Source organism: Streptomyces massasporeus (genome assembly GCF_014648995.1).
GTDB lineage: Bacteria > Actinomycetota > Actinomycetes > Streptomycetales > Streptomycetaceae > Streptomyces > Streptomyces massasporeus.
The window spans coordinates 24,403-41,044 of the sequence record NZ_BMSE01000033.1 but is presented as its reverse complement, the minus strand read 5'-3'; the positions used below and the strand labels follow the sequence as shown (position 1 = coordinate 41,044).

At 73.3% G+C, this 16,642-nt stretch carries 8 protein-coding genes and 1 pseudogene; 8 read left to right on the top strand and 1 reads right to left on the bottom strand.

What is annotated here, in order from left to right; genetic code table 11:
* The first annotated feature begins 12 nt into the window (after nucleotides 1–12).
* From IE153_RS39580 to IE153_RS42175, 8 genes are all read left to right on the top strand, one after another.
* The gene (locus tag IE153_RS39580; RefSeq protein WP_189594518.1) at nucleotides 13–867 is read left to right on the top strand and encodes a formyltransferase family protein; all 855 of its coding nucleotides are present in this window, start codon (nucleotides 13–15) and stop codon (nucleotides 865–867) included.
* A 222-nt stretch (nucleotides 868–1,089) separates the two neighbouring features.
* Nucleotides 1,090–6,807, top strand: coding sequence for a type I polyketide synthase (locus tag IE153_RS39575; RefSeq protein ID WP_189594517.1), 5,718 nt, complete (start codon nucleotides 1,090–1,092; stop codon nucleotides 6,805–6,807).
* A complete protein-coding gene (locus tag IE153_RS39570) occupies nucleotides 6,804–11,897 on the top strand; it encodes a non-ribosomal peptide synthetase (RefSeq protein WP_189594516.1) in 5,094 nt (1,697 codons plus the stop codon). The genes IE153_RS39575 and IE153_RS39570 overlap by 4 nt, the downstream gene beginning before the upstream one ends.
* Nucleotides 11,894–13,255, top strand: a complete 1,362-nt coding sequence (locus IE153_RS39565) for a hypothetical protein (protein WP_189594515.1) — start codon at nucleotides 11,894–11,896, stop codon at nucleotides 13,253–13,255. Before IE153_RS39570 ends, IE153_RS39565 begins: the two co-directional genes overlap by 4 nt.
* Before the next feature lie 195 nt (nucleotides 13,256–13,450).
* The gene (locus IE153_RS39560) at nucleotides 13,451–14,425 is read left to right on the top strand and encodes a helix-turn-helix domain-containing protein (protein WP_189594514.1); all 975 of its coding nucleotides are present in this window, start codon (nucleotides 13,451–13,453) and stop codon (nucleotides 14,423–14,425) included.
* Nucleotides 14,426–14,534: 109 nt separating this feature from the next.
* Nucleotides 14,535–14,852: a hypothetical protein gene (locus IE153_RS39555; RefSeq protein WP_189594513.1), complete on the top strand. Its 318-nt coding sequence runs from the start codon at nucleotides 14,535–14,537 to the stop codon at nucleotides 14,850–14,852.
* Nucleotides 14,853–15,083: 231 nt separating this feature from the next.
* Entirely contained in the window at nucleotides 15,084–15,542 is a 459-nt protein-coding gene (locus IE153_RS42180) for a helix-turn-helix domain-containing protein (RefSeq protein WP_229829404.1), read from the top strand.
* Nucleotides 15,543–15,567: 25 nt separating this feature from the next.
* On the top strand, nucleotides 15,568–16,074 hold the full coding sequence (locus IE153_RS42175; protein WP_308432243.1) for an IS30 family transposase: 507 nt from the start codon (nucleotides 15,568–15,570) through the stop codon (nucleotides 16,072–16,074).
* Here IE153_RS42175 and IE153_RS39545 read toward each other — a convergent pair.
* Nucleotides 16,032–16,572, bottom strand: a pseudogene (locus IE153_RS39545) (helix-turn-helix domain-containing protein); the annotation flags it as partial. The gene IE153_RS42175 and the pseudogene IE153_RS39545 sit on opposite strands and share 43 nt — an antisense overlap.
* Nucleotides 16,573–16,642 lie beyond the last annotated feature (70 nt).

Below are 16,642 nucleotides of genomic sequence, written 5' to 3'. Positions count from 1 at the left end.
AGGAGAACCGACGTGGAGTCCACGTGTGTCCTGATGTCGGAGGGGAGCTTCCACGCGACCTATCTGATGTCCCAGTGGCTTGAGGAGTTCGACGCCTCGCCTTCGTTCGGCGGCGTCTACGTGCGCGACGACCCTGATCGAGCCGGTCTCTACCGGCAGCGTGTCCGCTTCCACCGGGCCCATGCCGGAAAACGGACCCTCGCCCCTGGCGAAAGGGAGGAGCTGCGCCGCCTCTACGACGACCTCGGCGAGACGGATGAGGCCATGCTCCATATGTACGGAGTGCCGTCGCTGCCCGAGGACTTGCCGGGGCGTCTCGGCTTCCTCGGTGAGAACCTCAACGCCCCGGATATCCACATTTGGGTCGAAGGGCTGTGCCGCCGGGAGCCCGCCCCCTACTTCTTTGTGTTCCTTGACCGCCTGCTGGCGCCGTGGTGGATCGAGCTGGCTTCCGACCGGATCGTCAACGGCCACTCCGCCGTGCTGCCGCACGCCCGCGGCATGTACGCCACCGAGCAGGTCGCTGCCCAGCGCGACCTGGAACGCTTCCGGCGGTGCGCCGGTGCCACGGTGCACTTCGTGGACAACGGGGTGGACACCGGTCCGCTCATCCGTGCCGAGCGGCTGCGTGACCCGTTCGCCTTCGAATCCCTCTGGGAGTGCAAGGGAGCTTCCTTCCGGACGGCGTTCGATCTGATGGTGGGCGTCGCGCGGGACATGAGCCGGCGCACCGGCACCCTGCCCGCGGGTCTGCGGGTCGTCCCTCCAGACGACCGGGACTTCCGGAGCAAGGACTTCGACCCGTCACGCAGGGCGGCCGCCGTGTCCGGTTACGTCGACATGAAGCGACAAGCAACGGCGGTTTGAGCCCGCCGTCGCGACCGGCCCAGGGGCGCGGTCGAGGCGCCCTTCCGTTCAGTGAATCCAGCGGCTGCCGGTCCCTCGCGACGGACCCGCCTCGCCGGTCCCGGTCAGGCCGGGCGCGGGCACGCGCGTCCCGAGCGGACGGCAGCAGACCCCGCCCGGCCCGGGCTCCGCGCTCTCGCGGTGCCCTCGCCGCCGGGCCTTTGGCGAGGAGCGAACCACACCATGAACGCAGCACACGAGGGTCTCGCCCCCATAGCCGTGATCGGCATGGCGGGGCGTTTTCCCCGGTCGGCGGACATCGACGAGTTCTGGGCCCACTGCGTGGCCGGCGACGACTGCGTGTCCCGGTGGGACACGAACTCCCAGGAGGGCGGGCAGGTCGCAGCGTCCGGCCTGCTGGAGGATGCTGACGCCTTTGACGCCGAGTTCTTCGGCGTATCACCGGCTGAGGCCGAACTCTTGGATCCGCAGCACCGTGTCTTTCTGGAACTGGCCTGGCAGGCGCTGGAGTCGGCAGCCGTCGTGCCCGGCGGAGGGGAGGTCGTCTCCGTCTATGCGGCGTCCGCACCCAGCCGCTACCGGCCCGCGCTGTCCGGCCCGGGCTCGGAGAACGAGCGCTACCAGCGGATGATCGCGAACAGCCCGGACTTCCTCGCGACACGCGTCGCCTACCTCCTCGACTTGCACGGTGAGGCGGTCAACGTCCAGACCGGTTGCTCCTCCTCCCTGGTCGCAGTACATCTGGCGGCCCAGAACCTCCGGTCGGGACTCACCGACGTCGCACTCGCCGGCGGCGTCTCCCTCGACCCCGACCAGCACGGCGGCTACGTCTACCAGGAGGGGATGATCGCCTCCCCGGACGGCAGGTGCCTGCCCTTCGACGCACGCAGCAACGGCACGGTGCCGGCGAACGGCGCCGGTGTGGTCGTGCTCCAGCGTCTGGAGGACGCGCTCGCCCAGGGACGGCCGGTGCACGCCGTGATCCGCGCCACTGCCACTAACAACGACGGCCGGGCCAAGAGCAGTTTCATGGCGCCCACGGTGCGCGGCCAGAGCGAGGTCATCGCCACGGCGCTCGCGTTGGCGGATGGCGAAGCCGACAGCATCGGCTACTACGAGGCCCACGGCACTGGTACCCGGCTGGGCGACCCGATCGAGATCGAGGCAGCCCGTCGCGCGTACGAACTCTTCACCGACCGGACCGGCTTCGCCGCCCTCGGATCGCTGAAGTCGAACTTCGGACACCTGGACCGGGCCGCTGGCGTGGCGGGACTGATCAAGGCGGTGTGCGCGGTCCGTGACGGTGTGCTCCCGCCGCTCACCGGATTCCGCGAGCCGAACCCGGACCTGCACCTGGACACCTCGCCGTTCCGGATCCCCCGCGAGGCCGAACCGTGGCCCGAGCCGTACCGCCGGGCCGCCGTCAGCTCTTTCGGCGTCGGTGGCACCAACGCCCACGCGATCGTGGAGCGCTACCCGCCCGAGGCGGCGGCCTCGGCCACCCCGCACTCCACCGCCCCCGTGGTCCTGCCGCTGAGCGCGCACGACCGCCGGGCCCTGGCCCGCCGTACGGAGGCGCTGACCGAGCTGCTGGAGAGCGCCGCGCCGCCGGCGCTCGGCGCGGTCGCCCACACGCTCGCCGCCGGGCGCACTGTCCACGCCGCCCGCACCGCGGTGGTCGCCCGCACTGCCGCGGAGGCGGCGGCCGCGCTGCGCGAGGCACCGGCCCGACCGGGCAACGGCGCGGCGGACATCGCCGACGGCCCTGTGGTGCTGACCTTCCCCGGCCAGGCCGGACGGAACGACACCGAGGTCCGCGAGATTTACGAGCGTTTCGCCGAGTTCCGGGAGGAGATCGACGCCTGCGCCGCCGTGCTCGGCCACACCGGACCCGAGCTGCTGTCCGGCCTCACCGGTCCGCCCGCGTCCCCGACTGGGGCCCCGACGGCGGGCAATCCGTACCAGCCCGCCCTGGTCGCGGTGGAGATCGCCCATGCCCGCCTGCTCACCGCCGCGGGCGTCCGGACGGCCGCCGTGACAGGCAGCAGCCTCGGCGAGTTCGCCGCCGCGTACCAGGCCGGCGTCTTCGACCGGGACGGGCTCATGCGGCTGCTGAACGAGCGGGACAGGCTGATGCGGGCCACCGCCGAGGGCGCGATGACGATCGTGGCGGGCGGTGCCCGGCTCGTCGAGGACCTGCTCGGCCCCGAGCTGTCGCTGGCGGGCGAGAACGCCCCCGACCGCGTCGTTCTCGCGGGCACGCCCGCGGCCGTGGCCCGGGCCGAGGAGCTGCTCACCGCGGGCGGCCACCGCTGCCGTCGGCTGCCCGGCGGCATTGCCTTCCACTCGCCCCTGATGGACCCGGTGATCGCGCCGTTCCGCGAGGCCGTACGGCGCGCCGCGCCGCGCCCTCCCCGACTTCCCGTCGCCTCCTCCCTCACCGGGCGGTGGCTGTCGCCTGAGGAGGCGGTCGATCCAGAGCACTGGGTCCGGCACCTGCGCGAACCGATCCGGCTGGCAGGCGCCTTCGCCACCCTCCTGGAAGCCGGCCACCGCCGCTTCGTCGAAGCGGGACCGGGCACCGCGCTGACCGGACTGCTGCTGCGGAACGCCACCGACGCCGCGTCACCGCTGGCCGTGAGCGTGTCCGGAAGCGATGGCGCTGGCGGCTTCACCGGCCTGGCGACCGCCCTGACCGGTCTCTGGCAGGACGGAGTGACAGTCGACTGGGACGCGGTCAACGGCACGGCGGGCGAGGCCTTCGCCACCCTTCCCGGGCACGTTTTTGACCGGCGTGGCCGCTACTGGAACCATCGGCCCGATGTCGACGGGGCCGCCCCGGCGGACCGCCGCGCGGCCACCCTGGACGTCCCCGAATGGCGCGTGTCGCCGCGCGCCGGCCGCCTCGGCGATCTGCCGCCCCGGGTCGTGCTGCTCACCCGCGGCGGCCCGCTGGCCGACGCCGTGACCCGGCTGCTCGCCGACGCGGGGAGCACGGTCGTGCACGCGGGCGACGCCGAGCCGGCCGACGCCGTGGTGGACCTGCGGTGGGCAGAGAAGGGACAGGCCCCGCACCCGGAGCCGAGCCTCGGCACGGACGTCGACGCCTGGCTCGCCGAAGGACTCTGGGACCCGGCTCGCGAGCTGCTGGCCCGGCGCCCGCTGCCCGCCGCATACCTCCTGGTCACCCGTGGCCTCATCCCCGTCCTGCCGGACGAGGGAGCCTCGACCGCAGCCGCCGCCGGGCTGGGCCTCGTCCGCTGCCTTCCGCACGAGATCCCCGGCCTGCGCACCCAGCTGGTGGACGTCGGCGCCCGGGACACCGCCGCGGCCGCCGCGACCGCCGTCCTCGCGGACCTCGCCGCTCCGGACCCGCGCGACGTGGCGTACCGGAACGGCACCCGGTTTACTCTGCACCACCGCGCCGCCGTCGCGGGGGCGCGGGTCGCCGTCCGGGAGGGAGGCACCTACCTGGTCCTCGGCGGCACCGGCCGGCTGGGCGCCGTGGTGGCGGACGCTATCAGCCGGGAGGCCCCGGCGACCGTGCTGCTTGCCGGGCGTGACCCGGGGCGGAGCCTCGGCAAGGCCCAGCAGGAGATGGTGGACGCGGCCCGGCGCCGGGGCTGCACGGTACGGACCGTCCGGCTCGACGTGACCGACGAGCAGGCCCTGCGCGCTGTACTGGCCGAGGCGGACCGCGAGTTCGGGCGGGTGGACGGGGTGTTCCACCTCGCGGGACACACCGACACCGAGGAATTCCCGCTCCTGCAGGAGGCCCTTGAGGACCCTTCGTCCAGGGTGGCGGAGGCCAAGGTGCGCGGTGCGACCGTGCTCGCCGAGGTGCTCCGCGAACGCGCCTGTGACTTCGTCGTGCTCTTCTCCTCGATCTCCACCATTCTCGGCGGCCTCGGCTTCGGCCCGTACGTGAGCGCGAACGCGTACCTCGACGCGCTGGCGGTGAGGGAACGGGCGCGTACCGGGGTGCCGTGGACCAGCATCGGCTGGGACGGCTGGAGCGCGGATCTGCGGCCCGCCGACGGCGCCCTGGACGGAGCCGAGGGCAGCCGGCTGCTGCGTCAGGCCCTGCGCGTGTCCGCCCCTGTGGCGGTCGCCGCGGTGTCGGACACCGAGACACGGCGCGCGGGCGTCCGCGCGGCACTGGCACGCGTGGCCCGGGACACCGTCACGCCCGGTGGCGCGGCCCGCGCGGACGAGCCCAGCCAAGTGCTGCGCACGGTCCTGGAGACGGTGGAGAAGGTGCTCGGCCAGGCACCGGACGACCCCGACAAGAGCCTGCGCATGCTGGGCGCGGACTCCCTGCAGATGATGCAGATCGCGGCCGGACTCCAGGCGGCGCTCGGCATCGAGGTCCCGCTCGCCGCCCTGATCCGGGCCCGGTCCGTACGGGAGCTGGAGACGGTCTGCGCCGGCGCCGGAACGCCAGACGACGACGGGCGGTCGTCGGAGCCGGCGGCCAGCACCGACGAACTCGCGAGCGTGCAGCAGAGGTTGTGGTACCTCTGGCAGCTTGACTCCCAGGAGGCCAACTACAACGTCCCCTTCGGCTGGTGCCTGCCGGGTGTCGCACCACAGCGGGTGGTGGCGGCGGTCCGCGCGCTGCTGGAACGGCACGCCGCCTTGCGCACCGCGTACGACGTCGACGCCACCGGGACGCCGCGCCGCAGGGTGACGGGACCCGAAGCGGTGGACATCGAGCGGGTCGAGCTCACGGGCAGCGGTGAGGCGGAGTGCGAGGCGGAGTTCCTAGCACACGCCCAGGAGTTCATCGGTCGGCCCTTCGACCTGACCAGCGCGTCCGTACGGGTCCTGGTGGCCGGGTCCGGTGAGGGACCGCAGCCACGCACGAGCCGGGTGCTCCTGGTTTGCCACCACATCGCGGTCGACGCCTGGTCGGTGGAGCTGATCCGCGGGGACCTGGAGGAGCTGCTCACGCCCGGCGGCCCCGCGGCGCTGCCGGAGCCCACATCCTCGTACGACGACTTCGTGCTGGCGGAGCGGAGGTTCCGCGACTCGGCCGCCCACCGACGGCAGGTGGCCTACTGGACCGAGGCCACAAGGGGTATCGAACCCGTGGCCCCGCCGGACGACACGGTGGCGACGGACGGCAGCCGCGGGGCGGCGGGCGAGGCGCTGGCGACGCTCTCCCCAGACGTGCTGGCCGAGCTGCGGCGCGTCGCCGCGCGGGTGGACAGCACGCTCTACACGCTGGCGCTCACCGCGCTGACCCTTGCCCTGGGCGAGTGGTGCGGCCGGGACGAGGTGGTGCTCGGCACCAACCTGGCCAACCGGAACCTGCCCGGTCTCGACTCCGTGGTCGGCATGTTCGTGGACCCGGTCGTGCTGCGGGTGCGCCCGCGACCGGAGGGCGGCGATGGCACGCTCGGCGCGTCGCTGTCGGCGGTGCGCGAGGCCTTCCTGACCGCGCTCGACCACAGCGAACTCCCGTACCAGGAGGTCGTCCGGGTCTCCGGCCTCGGCGGGCGCGGGGCGGAGAACCCGCTCTTCTCGGTCATCGCGACCATGTTCGACGCGCAGGCCCGGTCCCGACCCGACGGCGCTCCGGAAATGCGTCCGCTGCGGCTGCCCGCGCAGTCGCGGGTCAAGTTCCGCCTCAGCGTCGAGTTCCTGCCGGGGCCGAACGGACTGATCCTCCAAGTGCTCTACCCCACCGAGCACTACCTGCCCGAGACGGTGCAGCGGTTCGCCGACCGGGTGATGGGCCTGCTGGGCGCGCTCGCCCGGGACGGACTGGACGCGATGGCCGAGCCTCCGGTGCCAGTCGGCGCCGGGACGACGGCCCGCCGCCGCTTCTCCCAGCGCTTCGCCCGGCCGGCACCGGCTGCGGTACCGGCACCGGCACCGGCTGCGGCACCGGGCGCCCACCCCCACACCCCCCCAACCGAAGGTGACCTCCGATGAGCCTGCAATACGAGACCCTGGGCGCCGCCGTAATGGCGGAAGCCCGCCTGGCACCGGACCGCATCGCCGTCCACGACGCCACCGGGAGCTGGACCTACGGCCGGCTCGGCGCGGTGGCCGCGGCCGTCGCCGCTCACCTGCACGAGGCCGGCCTGCGGGCCGAGGACACGGTCGCCGTCGTCGGCGGTCGGTCCGCGCGGACGGTCCTCGCCCTCGTCGGCGTGCTGCACGCCGGCGGCGCCTACTGCGTGATGGACCCCGAACTGCCGCCCGCCCGACGGGACCTCATGCTGGAGGACCTCGCGCCGAGGGCCGTGCTCCTCGCGGACGCGGACGCCGTCCCCCCGGCCGACGGGCCGACAGGCATCCCAGTCCTGCACCTGGACGAGATCGCGCCCCTGGACCCGGAGGACGGGAGGCCGTGGCCTTCGATCCCGGGAGCCGAGCCGTCCGTGACGCCGTCGAACCTCGCGTACGTCATGTTCACCTCGGGCTCCACCGGGCGACCGAAGGGCGTGCAGATTGAGCACGGCTCCGTTCTCAACATGCTCCGCGGCTTCGAGGAGATCGCCCCCACACGGGGCAGGCCGGTGGGCTCCCTCGTCGGCGGCCTCTCCTTCGACGTGTCCGTCTGGGAGATCTTCGCGACCCTCGCCCTTGGCGGCACCCTGTACCTGCCGCCGACGGATCTCCTCACCGACCCCGACCGGCTTTGGGCCGAGCTCTGCACGCGGGGCGTGACCAACGCGTACATCCCGCCCGGGGTGCTGCCCGGACTGGTCGAGGCCGCCGCCCGCGGCGGCGCCCCGGCGCTCGACCGGGTCCTCGTGGGCGTCGAACCGCTGCCGCAGGAACTGCTCGCACGGTTCGCCCGTGCCGTCCCCGGACTGCGCATCGTCAACGGCTACGGCCCGACGGAAACCACCGTCGTCGCGACCCTGCACCTCTTCGACGCCGAGCGGGTCGAGGAACCGTGGCGGCGCACCCCGATCGGCCGCGCACTGCCCGCCACCGAGGTCATGGTGGTCGACGGTGACCTGCGGCCGGTCCCCGACGGTGAGACCGGTGAGCTCGTCGTGGCCGGCGCCGGCCTCGCCCGCGGCTACCACGGTCGGCCGGAACTCGCCGAGGGCCGCTTCGCCGTCGACCCGGCGAGCGGGCGGCGCCTCTACCGGACGGGGGACTATGCCCGGGTGCTCCCCGACGGGGAGCTGGAGTTCGTCGGCCGCGTGGACAGCCAGGTCAAGGTCGGCGGGTTCCGCATTGAGACCGGCGAGATCGAATCGGTGCTGGTCGCGCAGCGGGGCGTGCGCAGGGCCGTGGTGTTCACCCAGGACTCCCCGGCGGGCCGTTCCCTGTGGGCCGCCGTGGAGTGTCCCGAGGTCGAGGGCGAGGCCGCGGTGGACCCAGCCGAGCTGCGCGTGGCCCTCGCACACCGGCTGCCAGCCTTCATGCTGCCCCGGCGCATCCTCGTCGTGGAGGCCCTGCCGCTGACCGCCAACGGCAAGGTGGACCACCGGGCACTGCTCGGTAAGGCCATCGCCCGGCCCGACGGCATGGGCGACCGGGTGCCGCCGGAGAACGCGCGCGAGGAGTCGCTGGCCGGCATCTGGCAGGAGGTGCTCGACGCCGCCTGGCTCGGCGTCACGGACGACTTCCACCGTTCGGGCGGCTCGTCGCTGGCCGCCATGCGGATTGCGGCGAGGATGCGCGAGGCGGGTCTCGACGCCACGGCGGCCGACGTGCTGGCGGCCGGTACGGTCCGCGAGCTCGCGCTGCGCTGCGCGGAGCGGCCGGCCGACACGCCGGCGGCGGACGGCGGAACCGGCCGGGCGGCGGGCAGTACGGAGGTCTTCCCCGCGACACCGTCACAACAAGGTCTGTGGGCGTGGCGGGAGCTGCACCCCGACTGCGCGGACACCACCGTGCTGCACGCCGTCCGCCTGGACGGGCCGCTCGAGGAGCACCGGCTGCGCGCCGCCCTGCAGCAGGTGACGGACCGTCACCAGGCGCTGCGCACGGTGCTGCGGACCGACGCGTCCGGGGTATTGGAACAGCACGTCCGCGCCTCGGCCGAGGCGCCGTGGTCCGTACGGGACGTGTCCTCGCCAGCCGAGGTCACCCACCGCCTCGAGCAGCTACGTGGCCGCCGCCTCGACGTCACCGTCCAGGCCTGGGACGCCGAGCTGCTGCGCGGTCCCGACTTCGCCGTGCTCCTGTTCGCGGCCGATCACATAGTCTTCGACGGCTGGTCCGCCGAACTCCTGGACGGCGAACTGGCCCGCGCGTACGCGGAACCGGACGCCCGGGGCACACTCGCCAGCGCGGGGCCCGGCTCCGCCGCCCGCGCCCAGCGGTCCTGGCTCGACGGTCCGGAAAGCTCCGCCGCCCGCGCCTTCTGGGCCCGCGAACTGGACGGCTTTGCCGATCAGATGGGCCTCCCGGAGCCGCTCCTGCGCCCGACAGGGCCAACCCCGCGCCGTACCACGGAGTCCGTGCTCGAGGTCCCGGCGCATATCGTCACGGCCCTGCGGGAGTTCGCTGCCGAGGCGGGGACCACCTTCTTCACCACCGTTCTGGCCGCGTTCAAGGCGTTCCTGCATCAGAGGGGCCTCGGTCCCGACAACACGGTGTGCGTGGCGCGTTCGGTCCGGGACGACCTGCGAGCCCACGATGCGCTGGGCTACTTCGTCAATCTCGTACCGGTGAGGGACCGGGTCACCCGGGAGGCGTCGTTCCGCGCCTACCACCGTGAGCTCGCCGAGCGGGCGGCGCGGGCGTTCCGCCACGCGGCCCTGCCGTTCGAGGAGATGGTCAGGCCCCTGTCCCTCGGCCGCGGCGGCAGCGTCGCGGCACCCGCCCGCATCGTGGTCGCCCAGGAGGTCGGGGCCAGGGAGCCGCTGTACGCGGCGGAAGTGGTGCTGACCCGGTGGCCGGACGTACCGATGAACGCGGTCTACGACCTCGCCCTCTTCGTGGACGAGACGAACGGTCTACGGCTGCGCTGGGTATGCGACGACAGCACCTTCCTGGAGGGCGAGCGGCAACGCCTGACGGACGGCTTCCTCGAGCTGCTGGCCGCCGTGGCGGCGGAACCCGACGCGGAGATCGGCCGGCTGCCGGCCGTCGGGCCACGCGAGCGGCGGCTGCTCGACGAGGCGACCCGCCCGGTGCCCGGCACGGCCACGGACAACACGACGGTTCTCGCCCTTTTCGACCGGCGAGTCTCCGAGCGGCCGGACGCGGAGGCCGTGGTGCTGCCGGGCCGCCCGCCGGTTACCTACGCCGAGCTCTCCCGACGCGCGGACACGCTGGCCGCCGCTTGTGCCCCGCGGACCGGGGAGGACCACAGTCCCGTGGTCGTCGTCCTGGACAAGTCGGCGGATCTGGTCGCCGCGCTGGTGGCCACGGCCCGGCTGGGCCGCCCCTACCTTCCGCTCGACCCCGGACATGCGCGCACCCGCCTGCACGATCTGGCGGAGCGGGCGGGAGCGACGGTCGTCGTCAGCCGGACGGGGCTGCTCGACGGGCTCACGCTGCCGGCGGCCATCGGCACTGTCCTCGTGGACGAGGTGCCCGCGGAGCCCTCCCTTACGGCTCACGAGCTCGTGCGCGCCGACGCGGACACCGGTCCGGGGCCGGACGACCTGCTCTATGTGATGCCGACCTCGGGCACGAGCGGCACGCCCAAGCTGGTGGGGGTGCCCCACCGGGCGGTGGTGCGGCTCGTCCACGGCAGCACAACACTGCCGATGGACCGGGGCGACCGCACCATGCTGGTGGCCAACTCCTCCTTCGACGCGGCGACGCTGGAGCTGTGGGGACCGCTGGTGAACGGCGGCGCCGTCGTCGTCCCGGAGCCCGCGGACCTCTCGGATCCGGGCCGGCTCTGTGCGGCGATCTCCACACAAGGCGTGACGGTCGGCTTCTTCACCGTCACGCTGTTCGCACGGATGATCGAGACTGCGCCTCGCCACCTGGCGGGGATGCGGCACCTGCTCGTGGGCGGTGAGGCGGTGCCGCCCGGGTTGTTCGCCGAGGCCGAGCGGCATGTGCCGCGGGGCGCGCTGGTCAACGGATACGGCCCCACGGAGAACACCACCTTCTCTTGCTGCCACCGGCTGGACCGCGATCCGGCGTCACTCCGGTCGGTTCCGGTGGGCCGGTCCGTCAGCGGATCCACCGCGCAGGTGATGGACGACCAGCTCAGGGCGTTGCCGGTCGGAGCCGTCGGCGAGATCGTGGTCGGCGGCGCCGGGCTCGCCGTCGGCTATCTGAACGACCCCGAGCTGACGGCCGAGCGCTTCGTCCCCCACCCCGACGGCTCGGGCGCCCGGCTGTACCGTACGGGCGACCGGGGACGGCTGCTGCCGGACGGGGCGATCGAATACCTCGGCCGCAGCGACGGGCAGGTGAAGATCCGCGGTTTCCGGGTGGAGATCGGAGAGGTGGAGCACGCCCTCATGGCGCATCCCGCGCTGAGGCAGGCGGTGGCGCTGACCGCCCCCGACCCGGCCGGCGGCCTGCGGCTGCTCGCCGTGGTCGAGGCCGGGCCGGCGGCGGAACGGCCGACCGAGGCCGCCCTGCGCGCCTGGCTGCGGGAGCGGCTGCCCGGCTACCTCGTCCCCGCGCGCGTCGCGGTCCTCGACCGCCTGCCGCTCACGGCCAACGGCAAGATCGACCGTGCCGAGGTGCTCGCGGCCGCCGCCCGCACGGGTGAGGCGGACCGCGGTTCCCTGGAGCCGATGACGCCGGTGGAGCGGGAGGTGGCCGAGGAGTGGGAGGAGGTCCTCGACCGGCGCCCCATCGGCCGGGACGACGACTTCTTCGCCCTGGGCGGTGACTCCATGGCTGTCCTCACCGTGTGCCACCGGCTGGCGCGCCGGCTCGACCGGGCTGTGCCGTCCCACCTGCTCTTCGAGCACCCGACCGTCAGGAGCCTGGCGGAGCGGCTCGCGCCGCCCGCGCCGGACGAGCCGGCCGGTCCGCGAACCGGCGGACCGGACCGCGAGGCCCTGCTGCGGCGTGTGCGTCGGGTGCGCGGTCTCGCCACCCGCTCTACGACCCCGGCCGCACCGGAGCGGACGTGAGCGGGGCGGGGTACGCCGCCCGAGCATGGCAGCGGGCCCTCGCGCGGGCCGAGGGGGAGGGGAAGGCTCTGGCGGACGCGATGCGCGGCCATCCCTTCGCGGACGGCGAGGGCTGGATGCCCGCCCGCCCGCTGCTCGTGGACCGAGCGGAACTCCGGTCGTCCCTCGCAGACCTCCGGGAACTCACGGGGCTCATCCGCGACGAGGCACTGCGACGCTGCGACGGCGACCCGGGCCGGCTGGCCGCCCTGGCCGGCGTTGAACACCGCCGGCCAGCCCCGGGCACGCCCGACATCGATCACTGGGCCGATTCCATACGGGCCGATGTCGTGCTCGGCGCGGAGGGCTGGCGGGTCTGTGAGGTCAACGTGGACAGTGCGCTCGGCGGTGCCGGGGCGATGGCCGCCGCGGTGGGCGCTCACATCGGGGGCCCGGCCGCCCGGCGGCTGAGGTCGGAGGGCCTGCGGCTGACCGCGCCGGACTACTACGCCCGCAAGGCCGAGGCGCTGCGGGCCTGGGCACCGGGCGACGGGGGAGAACCGCCCCGGGTCGCCGTCCTCGGGGTCACCCAGCCCGGCGAGCCCCACCCCGACGCCGTCTTCGACGACGAGGTCCGGATGCTCCGGCGACAAGGTCTGGCCGCCTCCCGCGAGGATCCGCGTGACGGGGTGGAGGTCGTCGCCGGCCGACTGCGCAACCGTTTCGGAGACGCCTTCGACCTCGCCGTCCGGTACTACGTGCCGCGGGTCGCCGAGCGGCTAGGCGCACAGGCGGCGCGGCTGCAAGAGATCGAGGGCGCGGCCCGGACCGTGACGTTCGTCCCCCGGACGGCGCTCGGATTTGCGAGCAAGCGGATCCTGGCCTGGCTGTGGGAGGCCGCGGCGGCCGGTCACGGCAGCCATGCGGTGGTCAGGCGGCGGGTCCCGTACACCGTCCTGGTCGCCGACCGCACGGTGGTCCTGCCGGACGGCCGCCCTGCGCACCTGCCCACCCATCTCCTCCGCCGGCAGGCCGGGTACCTGCTGAAGCCGGCGTTCGAGATGGGCGGACGCGGTGTGCTCCTGGGGCGCGCGACGGACGAGCGCCGGTGGCGGCTCGCCGTTGACGAGGCACTGTCGGGGGCGTGTCCGATGGTCGCGCAGCGCTATGTCGCACCGCGCCCGATCGACGTGCCCGTCGTGCATGGAGACGCCCTGGAGGTGCGCCGGGTCACCGCGGTGGTCTCGCCCTTCCTGCTGCGCGGGCGGTACGCCGGGAGCTTTTGCCGGCTCGCCCCGGCGCACCGCTCCCCGGTGATCAACTGGGAGGACGACCTGCTGCATACCGCGCTGGTCTCGGTGGACTGGGGAGACGCCTGACGGGACCGACGCAAACGGCCGGTGGGCCGCCCCTGATCAGGGGCGGCCCACCGGCCGTTTGCGTCGGATTCTTCCGCTTTTCGGCGCTCAGCATGGTGAGTTGCATGTTCCTGACCCCGGCGCGGGAGTCCGCTCCGGGTCCGTGCGCTGCAAGCTGTGGGCACCGGGAGAACGGAGAGTCGGGAGGACGTGGTGATGTTGGAGGTACTGGGGCTCGACGCGCGTGCGAGCCGGGTCTACGAGGTCATGGTCTCGCAGCCGGAGTGGACGGTCGCGGACATCGCCGCCCATCTCGCGGTGGCCCCGGACGAGGTCCGGGACGCCCTCGATACCCTGGCCCGGAAATCCTTGCTGCGCCCTGCCGAGGGTCAACCAGAGCGGCTGCGCGCGATCAACCCCGCCATCGGACTGTCGGCCCTGCTGGCCGGACAGGAGGCCGAACTGGCCGAACAGCGCGCACAGATCGCCCGCACACGACACGAGGCCGCTCGACTGGCCTCGCGGTGGACGGCCAGTCACGTGCCGCACGGCTCGGCGGAAATGCTGGAGGACGAGGTCGAACTCCGGCGCCGCCAGGAGGAGCTGACCGCAGGGGCCCGGCTCGAGGTTCTGTCATTCCTGCCCGGGGGTGCCCAGAGCGCGGACGTGCTGGCCGCCGAGCGGGAGGCAGCCGAGGGATGCCTGGCCCGCGGAGTGCGGATCCGGAAGGCGTTCACCACCAGCGCCATGAACGACGCGGCGACCAGCGCCCACACCGACTGGATGGCCCGGGCCGGGGCGGAGGTCCGCCTGGCCCCCGCCCTGCCGACCCGGTTGGTCGTCTGGGACGGCCACACCGCCCTCGTCCCGGCCGAACCCGGCCCGGGCCTGCGCGCGGGCCTCGTCCTGACGGCTCCCGGAATCGTCAGCGCCCTCGTCGCACTCTTCGAGGCGGTGTGGGCTGGTGCGGAGCCCTTGCACGAGGAGGCTCCGCACCACCGGAGCGCCGACCCGCAGGACCTGCAGCTCGTACGCTTCCTCCGGTCCGGTCTCACCGACGAGGCGATGTCGCGCCAGCTCGGCGTCTCCGTACGGACCACCCGCCGCATGCTGGCCGGTCTCTACGCCCGCCTCGGCGCCCGCTGTCGGTTCGAAGCGGGCTACGAGGCCGCCCGCCGCGGCTGGCTCTGACCTTCTCCTGTCGTGGTCTTCTCCGCCCTCTCTGGCATTTCGCTGCCGTGGCAGGAAGCCGCCCTGCCGGAACGAGACACGGGCCGCCAGTAGGCGTCACCCTCATGGCATGCACTCGATCCTCATTCGTCTGCGCAGTCCGGCAGGAACCGGCGGACCGGCTCAGGGCGCCGACGCCCTTGCCCACCGCTTCATGACCGCCTCCGTGCCGGGGGTGGAACACGTCAGTCTGCAGCCCGTCACCGACGGGTTCGACGGCATCGCATTCGTCGTCGCGCCGAGCCTCTCCCAGGCGGTGCGCCGCACCCGCACGGTGTGCGAATCACTTCTGGCCGCCGGGACGTTGGGCGACGGGTGGTGGCTGGAGACGTGTCAGGCTGACGTGCTCAACGTCAGCGGACTGTGGCTGCCCGCCCGCGCGCGCTGACTCGCGCACCAGGCCTCGCCCCGGCGGAGCCGCGCGGCACGCGGCGGCCGCGAGACGGCGAGGCCCCCTGGATCCGCTTGAGTTCTAGTGATCGTCGCAACACCCCAGCTCAAGGGGTGCGATGGACTTCGAGATCCGCAAGGACAGACGCGGTGGGGGCGGTCGTCGGCTGACGCGTGAGCGAGAGGTATATCTCCAGCTCAAGCGTCAGGGGTACAGCAGCAGAGAGGCATGCCGGATCGTCGGGATCAACCTGAGGAGGCTTCGGCTTCCGGTCCGTCGCGTTACCTCCGGGAGGAGGACCGCATCCACATCGCCGACCGGCTGCGGGAAAAGGCGTCCGTCCTGCAGATCGCCCGTGAACTGGACCACAGCCCGTCGACCATCAGCCGGGAGAGACGCGGCAACGGCATGCCGCTGCGCGGGGCGCTTCCTGCTGGGCTCACCGGCCGCACGCCGCGCACCGCCGCGCCGAGCAACGCCGCGCGCGCCCCAAGCCCGGCAAGATCGGACAGAACCCCAGGCTGCGGGACTTCATCCTGCGCCACCTCGAACTGCGCTGGAGCCCTGAGCAGATCTGCCAGGCTCTACGGACCGCCTTCCCCGACCGGCCGGAGATGCACGTGGTCCACGAGACGATCTACCAGGCCCTCTATGCCCAGGGCCGCGGCGAGATGCGCCGGGAGCTGACCCGGGCCCTGCGACCGGACGGGCCATGCGTCGGTTACACCGGCAGTCCTACAAGCGCCAGCCCCGCGCCATCAAGGACATGGTGATGATCAGCGAGCGCCCGGCCGAGGCCGCCGACCGGGCCGTACCCGGCCACTGGGAGGGAGACCTCATCATCGGCAAGGAAGGGAAGTCGGCGATCGCCACGCTCGTCGAGCGCCACACCCACTACGCGCTGCTGGCCCCGCTGCCCGACGACCACAGCGCCGCCAGCACCCGGGACGCCCTCATCGAGGCCGTCAACACGCTTCCGCCGCACCTGAAGCGGTCCTTGACCTGGGACCAGGGCTCGGAGAGGGCCGCGCACAAGGCGTTATCGCCACAAACATCCCGGTCTACTTCTGCGACCCGGCCAGCCCCTGGCAGCGGCTCGAACGAGGACATCAACGGCCTGCTGCGGCAGTACTTCCCCAAAGGCACCGACCTGTCCCAGCACAGTCCCGAGCACCTGGCCGCGGTCGCCGCCGAACTCAACGGAGGGATCTCGCTGTAGGCGAGGCGGGAGTGGTCGTCGACGGCGGTGTGGAGGTAGCTGTAGCCGGCGTTCTTGCGGGTTTCGCGGCCGGCCTGGCGGGCCGAGACCCTCGTGGCCGCCGCCGTCGGGGATGCTGCCGAGTTTCTTGATGTCCACGTGCACTAGTTCGCCCGGCTTCTCATGCTCGTAGCGGCGTATGTTCCGGGCGGTCGCGCGGTCCAGGTGCGTGAGCCGGGCCAGCCGGTACCGGGTCAGGACGCGGTGGACGGTGGAGGGAACCAGGCCGAGCAGGTGGGCGATGCGAGCCGGTCCCCAGCGGCGGACGAGCCGGACCTTGATGATCCGCCGTTCGGTGCGGGTCGGTGTCCTTCGGGGACTGTGGCGGGGACGGCTGGACCGATCAGCCATCCCGGCCTCGCCGATCTCGCGGTAGCGGTCCGCCCACCGCTGGGCTGTCGTGGGCGAGACCTGGAAGCGTTCGGCGGCGCGGCACAGCGGCCAGCCGTCCTCGACCACTCAACGGGCCAGCCGCAGTCGTCCGGTCTCGGTCATGGGTGCATTACGGTAGGGCACGAGGGCCTTTCTT

Bases quoted from the DNA above. Each gene is read 5' to 3' on its own strand.
- IE153_RS39560 (WP_189594514.1), top strand. From the start codon at position 13,451: ATGTTGGAGGTACTGGGGCTCGACGCGCGTGCGAGCCGGGTCTACGAG.
- IE153_RS39555 (WP_189594513.1), top strand. From the start codon at position 14,535: ATGCACTCGATCCTCATTCGTCTGCGCAGTCCGGCAGGAACCGGCGGA.
- IE153_RS42175 (WP_308432243.1), top strand. From the start codon at position 15,568: ATGCGTCGGTTACACCGGCAGTCCTACAAGCGCCAGCCCCGCGCCATC.
- IE153_RS42180 (WP_229829404.1), top strand. From the start codon at position 15,084: ATGCCGGATCGTCGGGATCAACCTGAGGAGGCTTCGGCTTCCGGTCCG.
- IE153_RS39575 (WP_189594517.1), top strand. From the start codon at position 1,090: ATGAACGCAGCACACGAGGGTCTCGCCCCCATAGCCGTGATCGGCATG.
- IE153_RS39570 (WP_189594516.1), top strand. From the start codon at position 6,804: ATGAGCCTGCAATACGAGACCCTGGGCGCCGCCGTAATGGCGGAAGCC.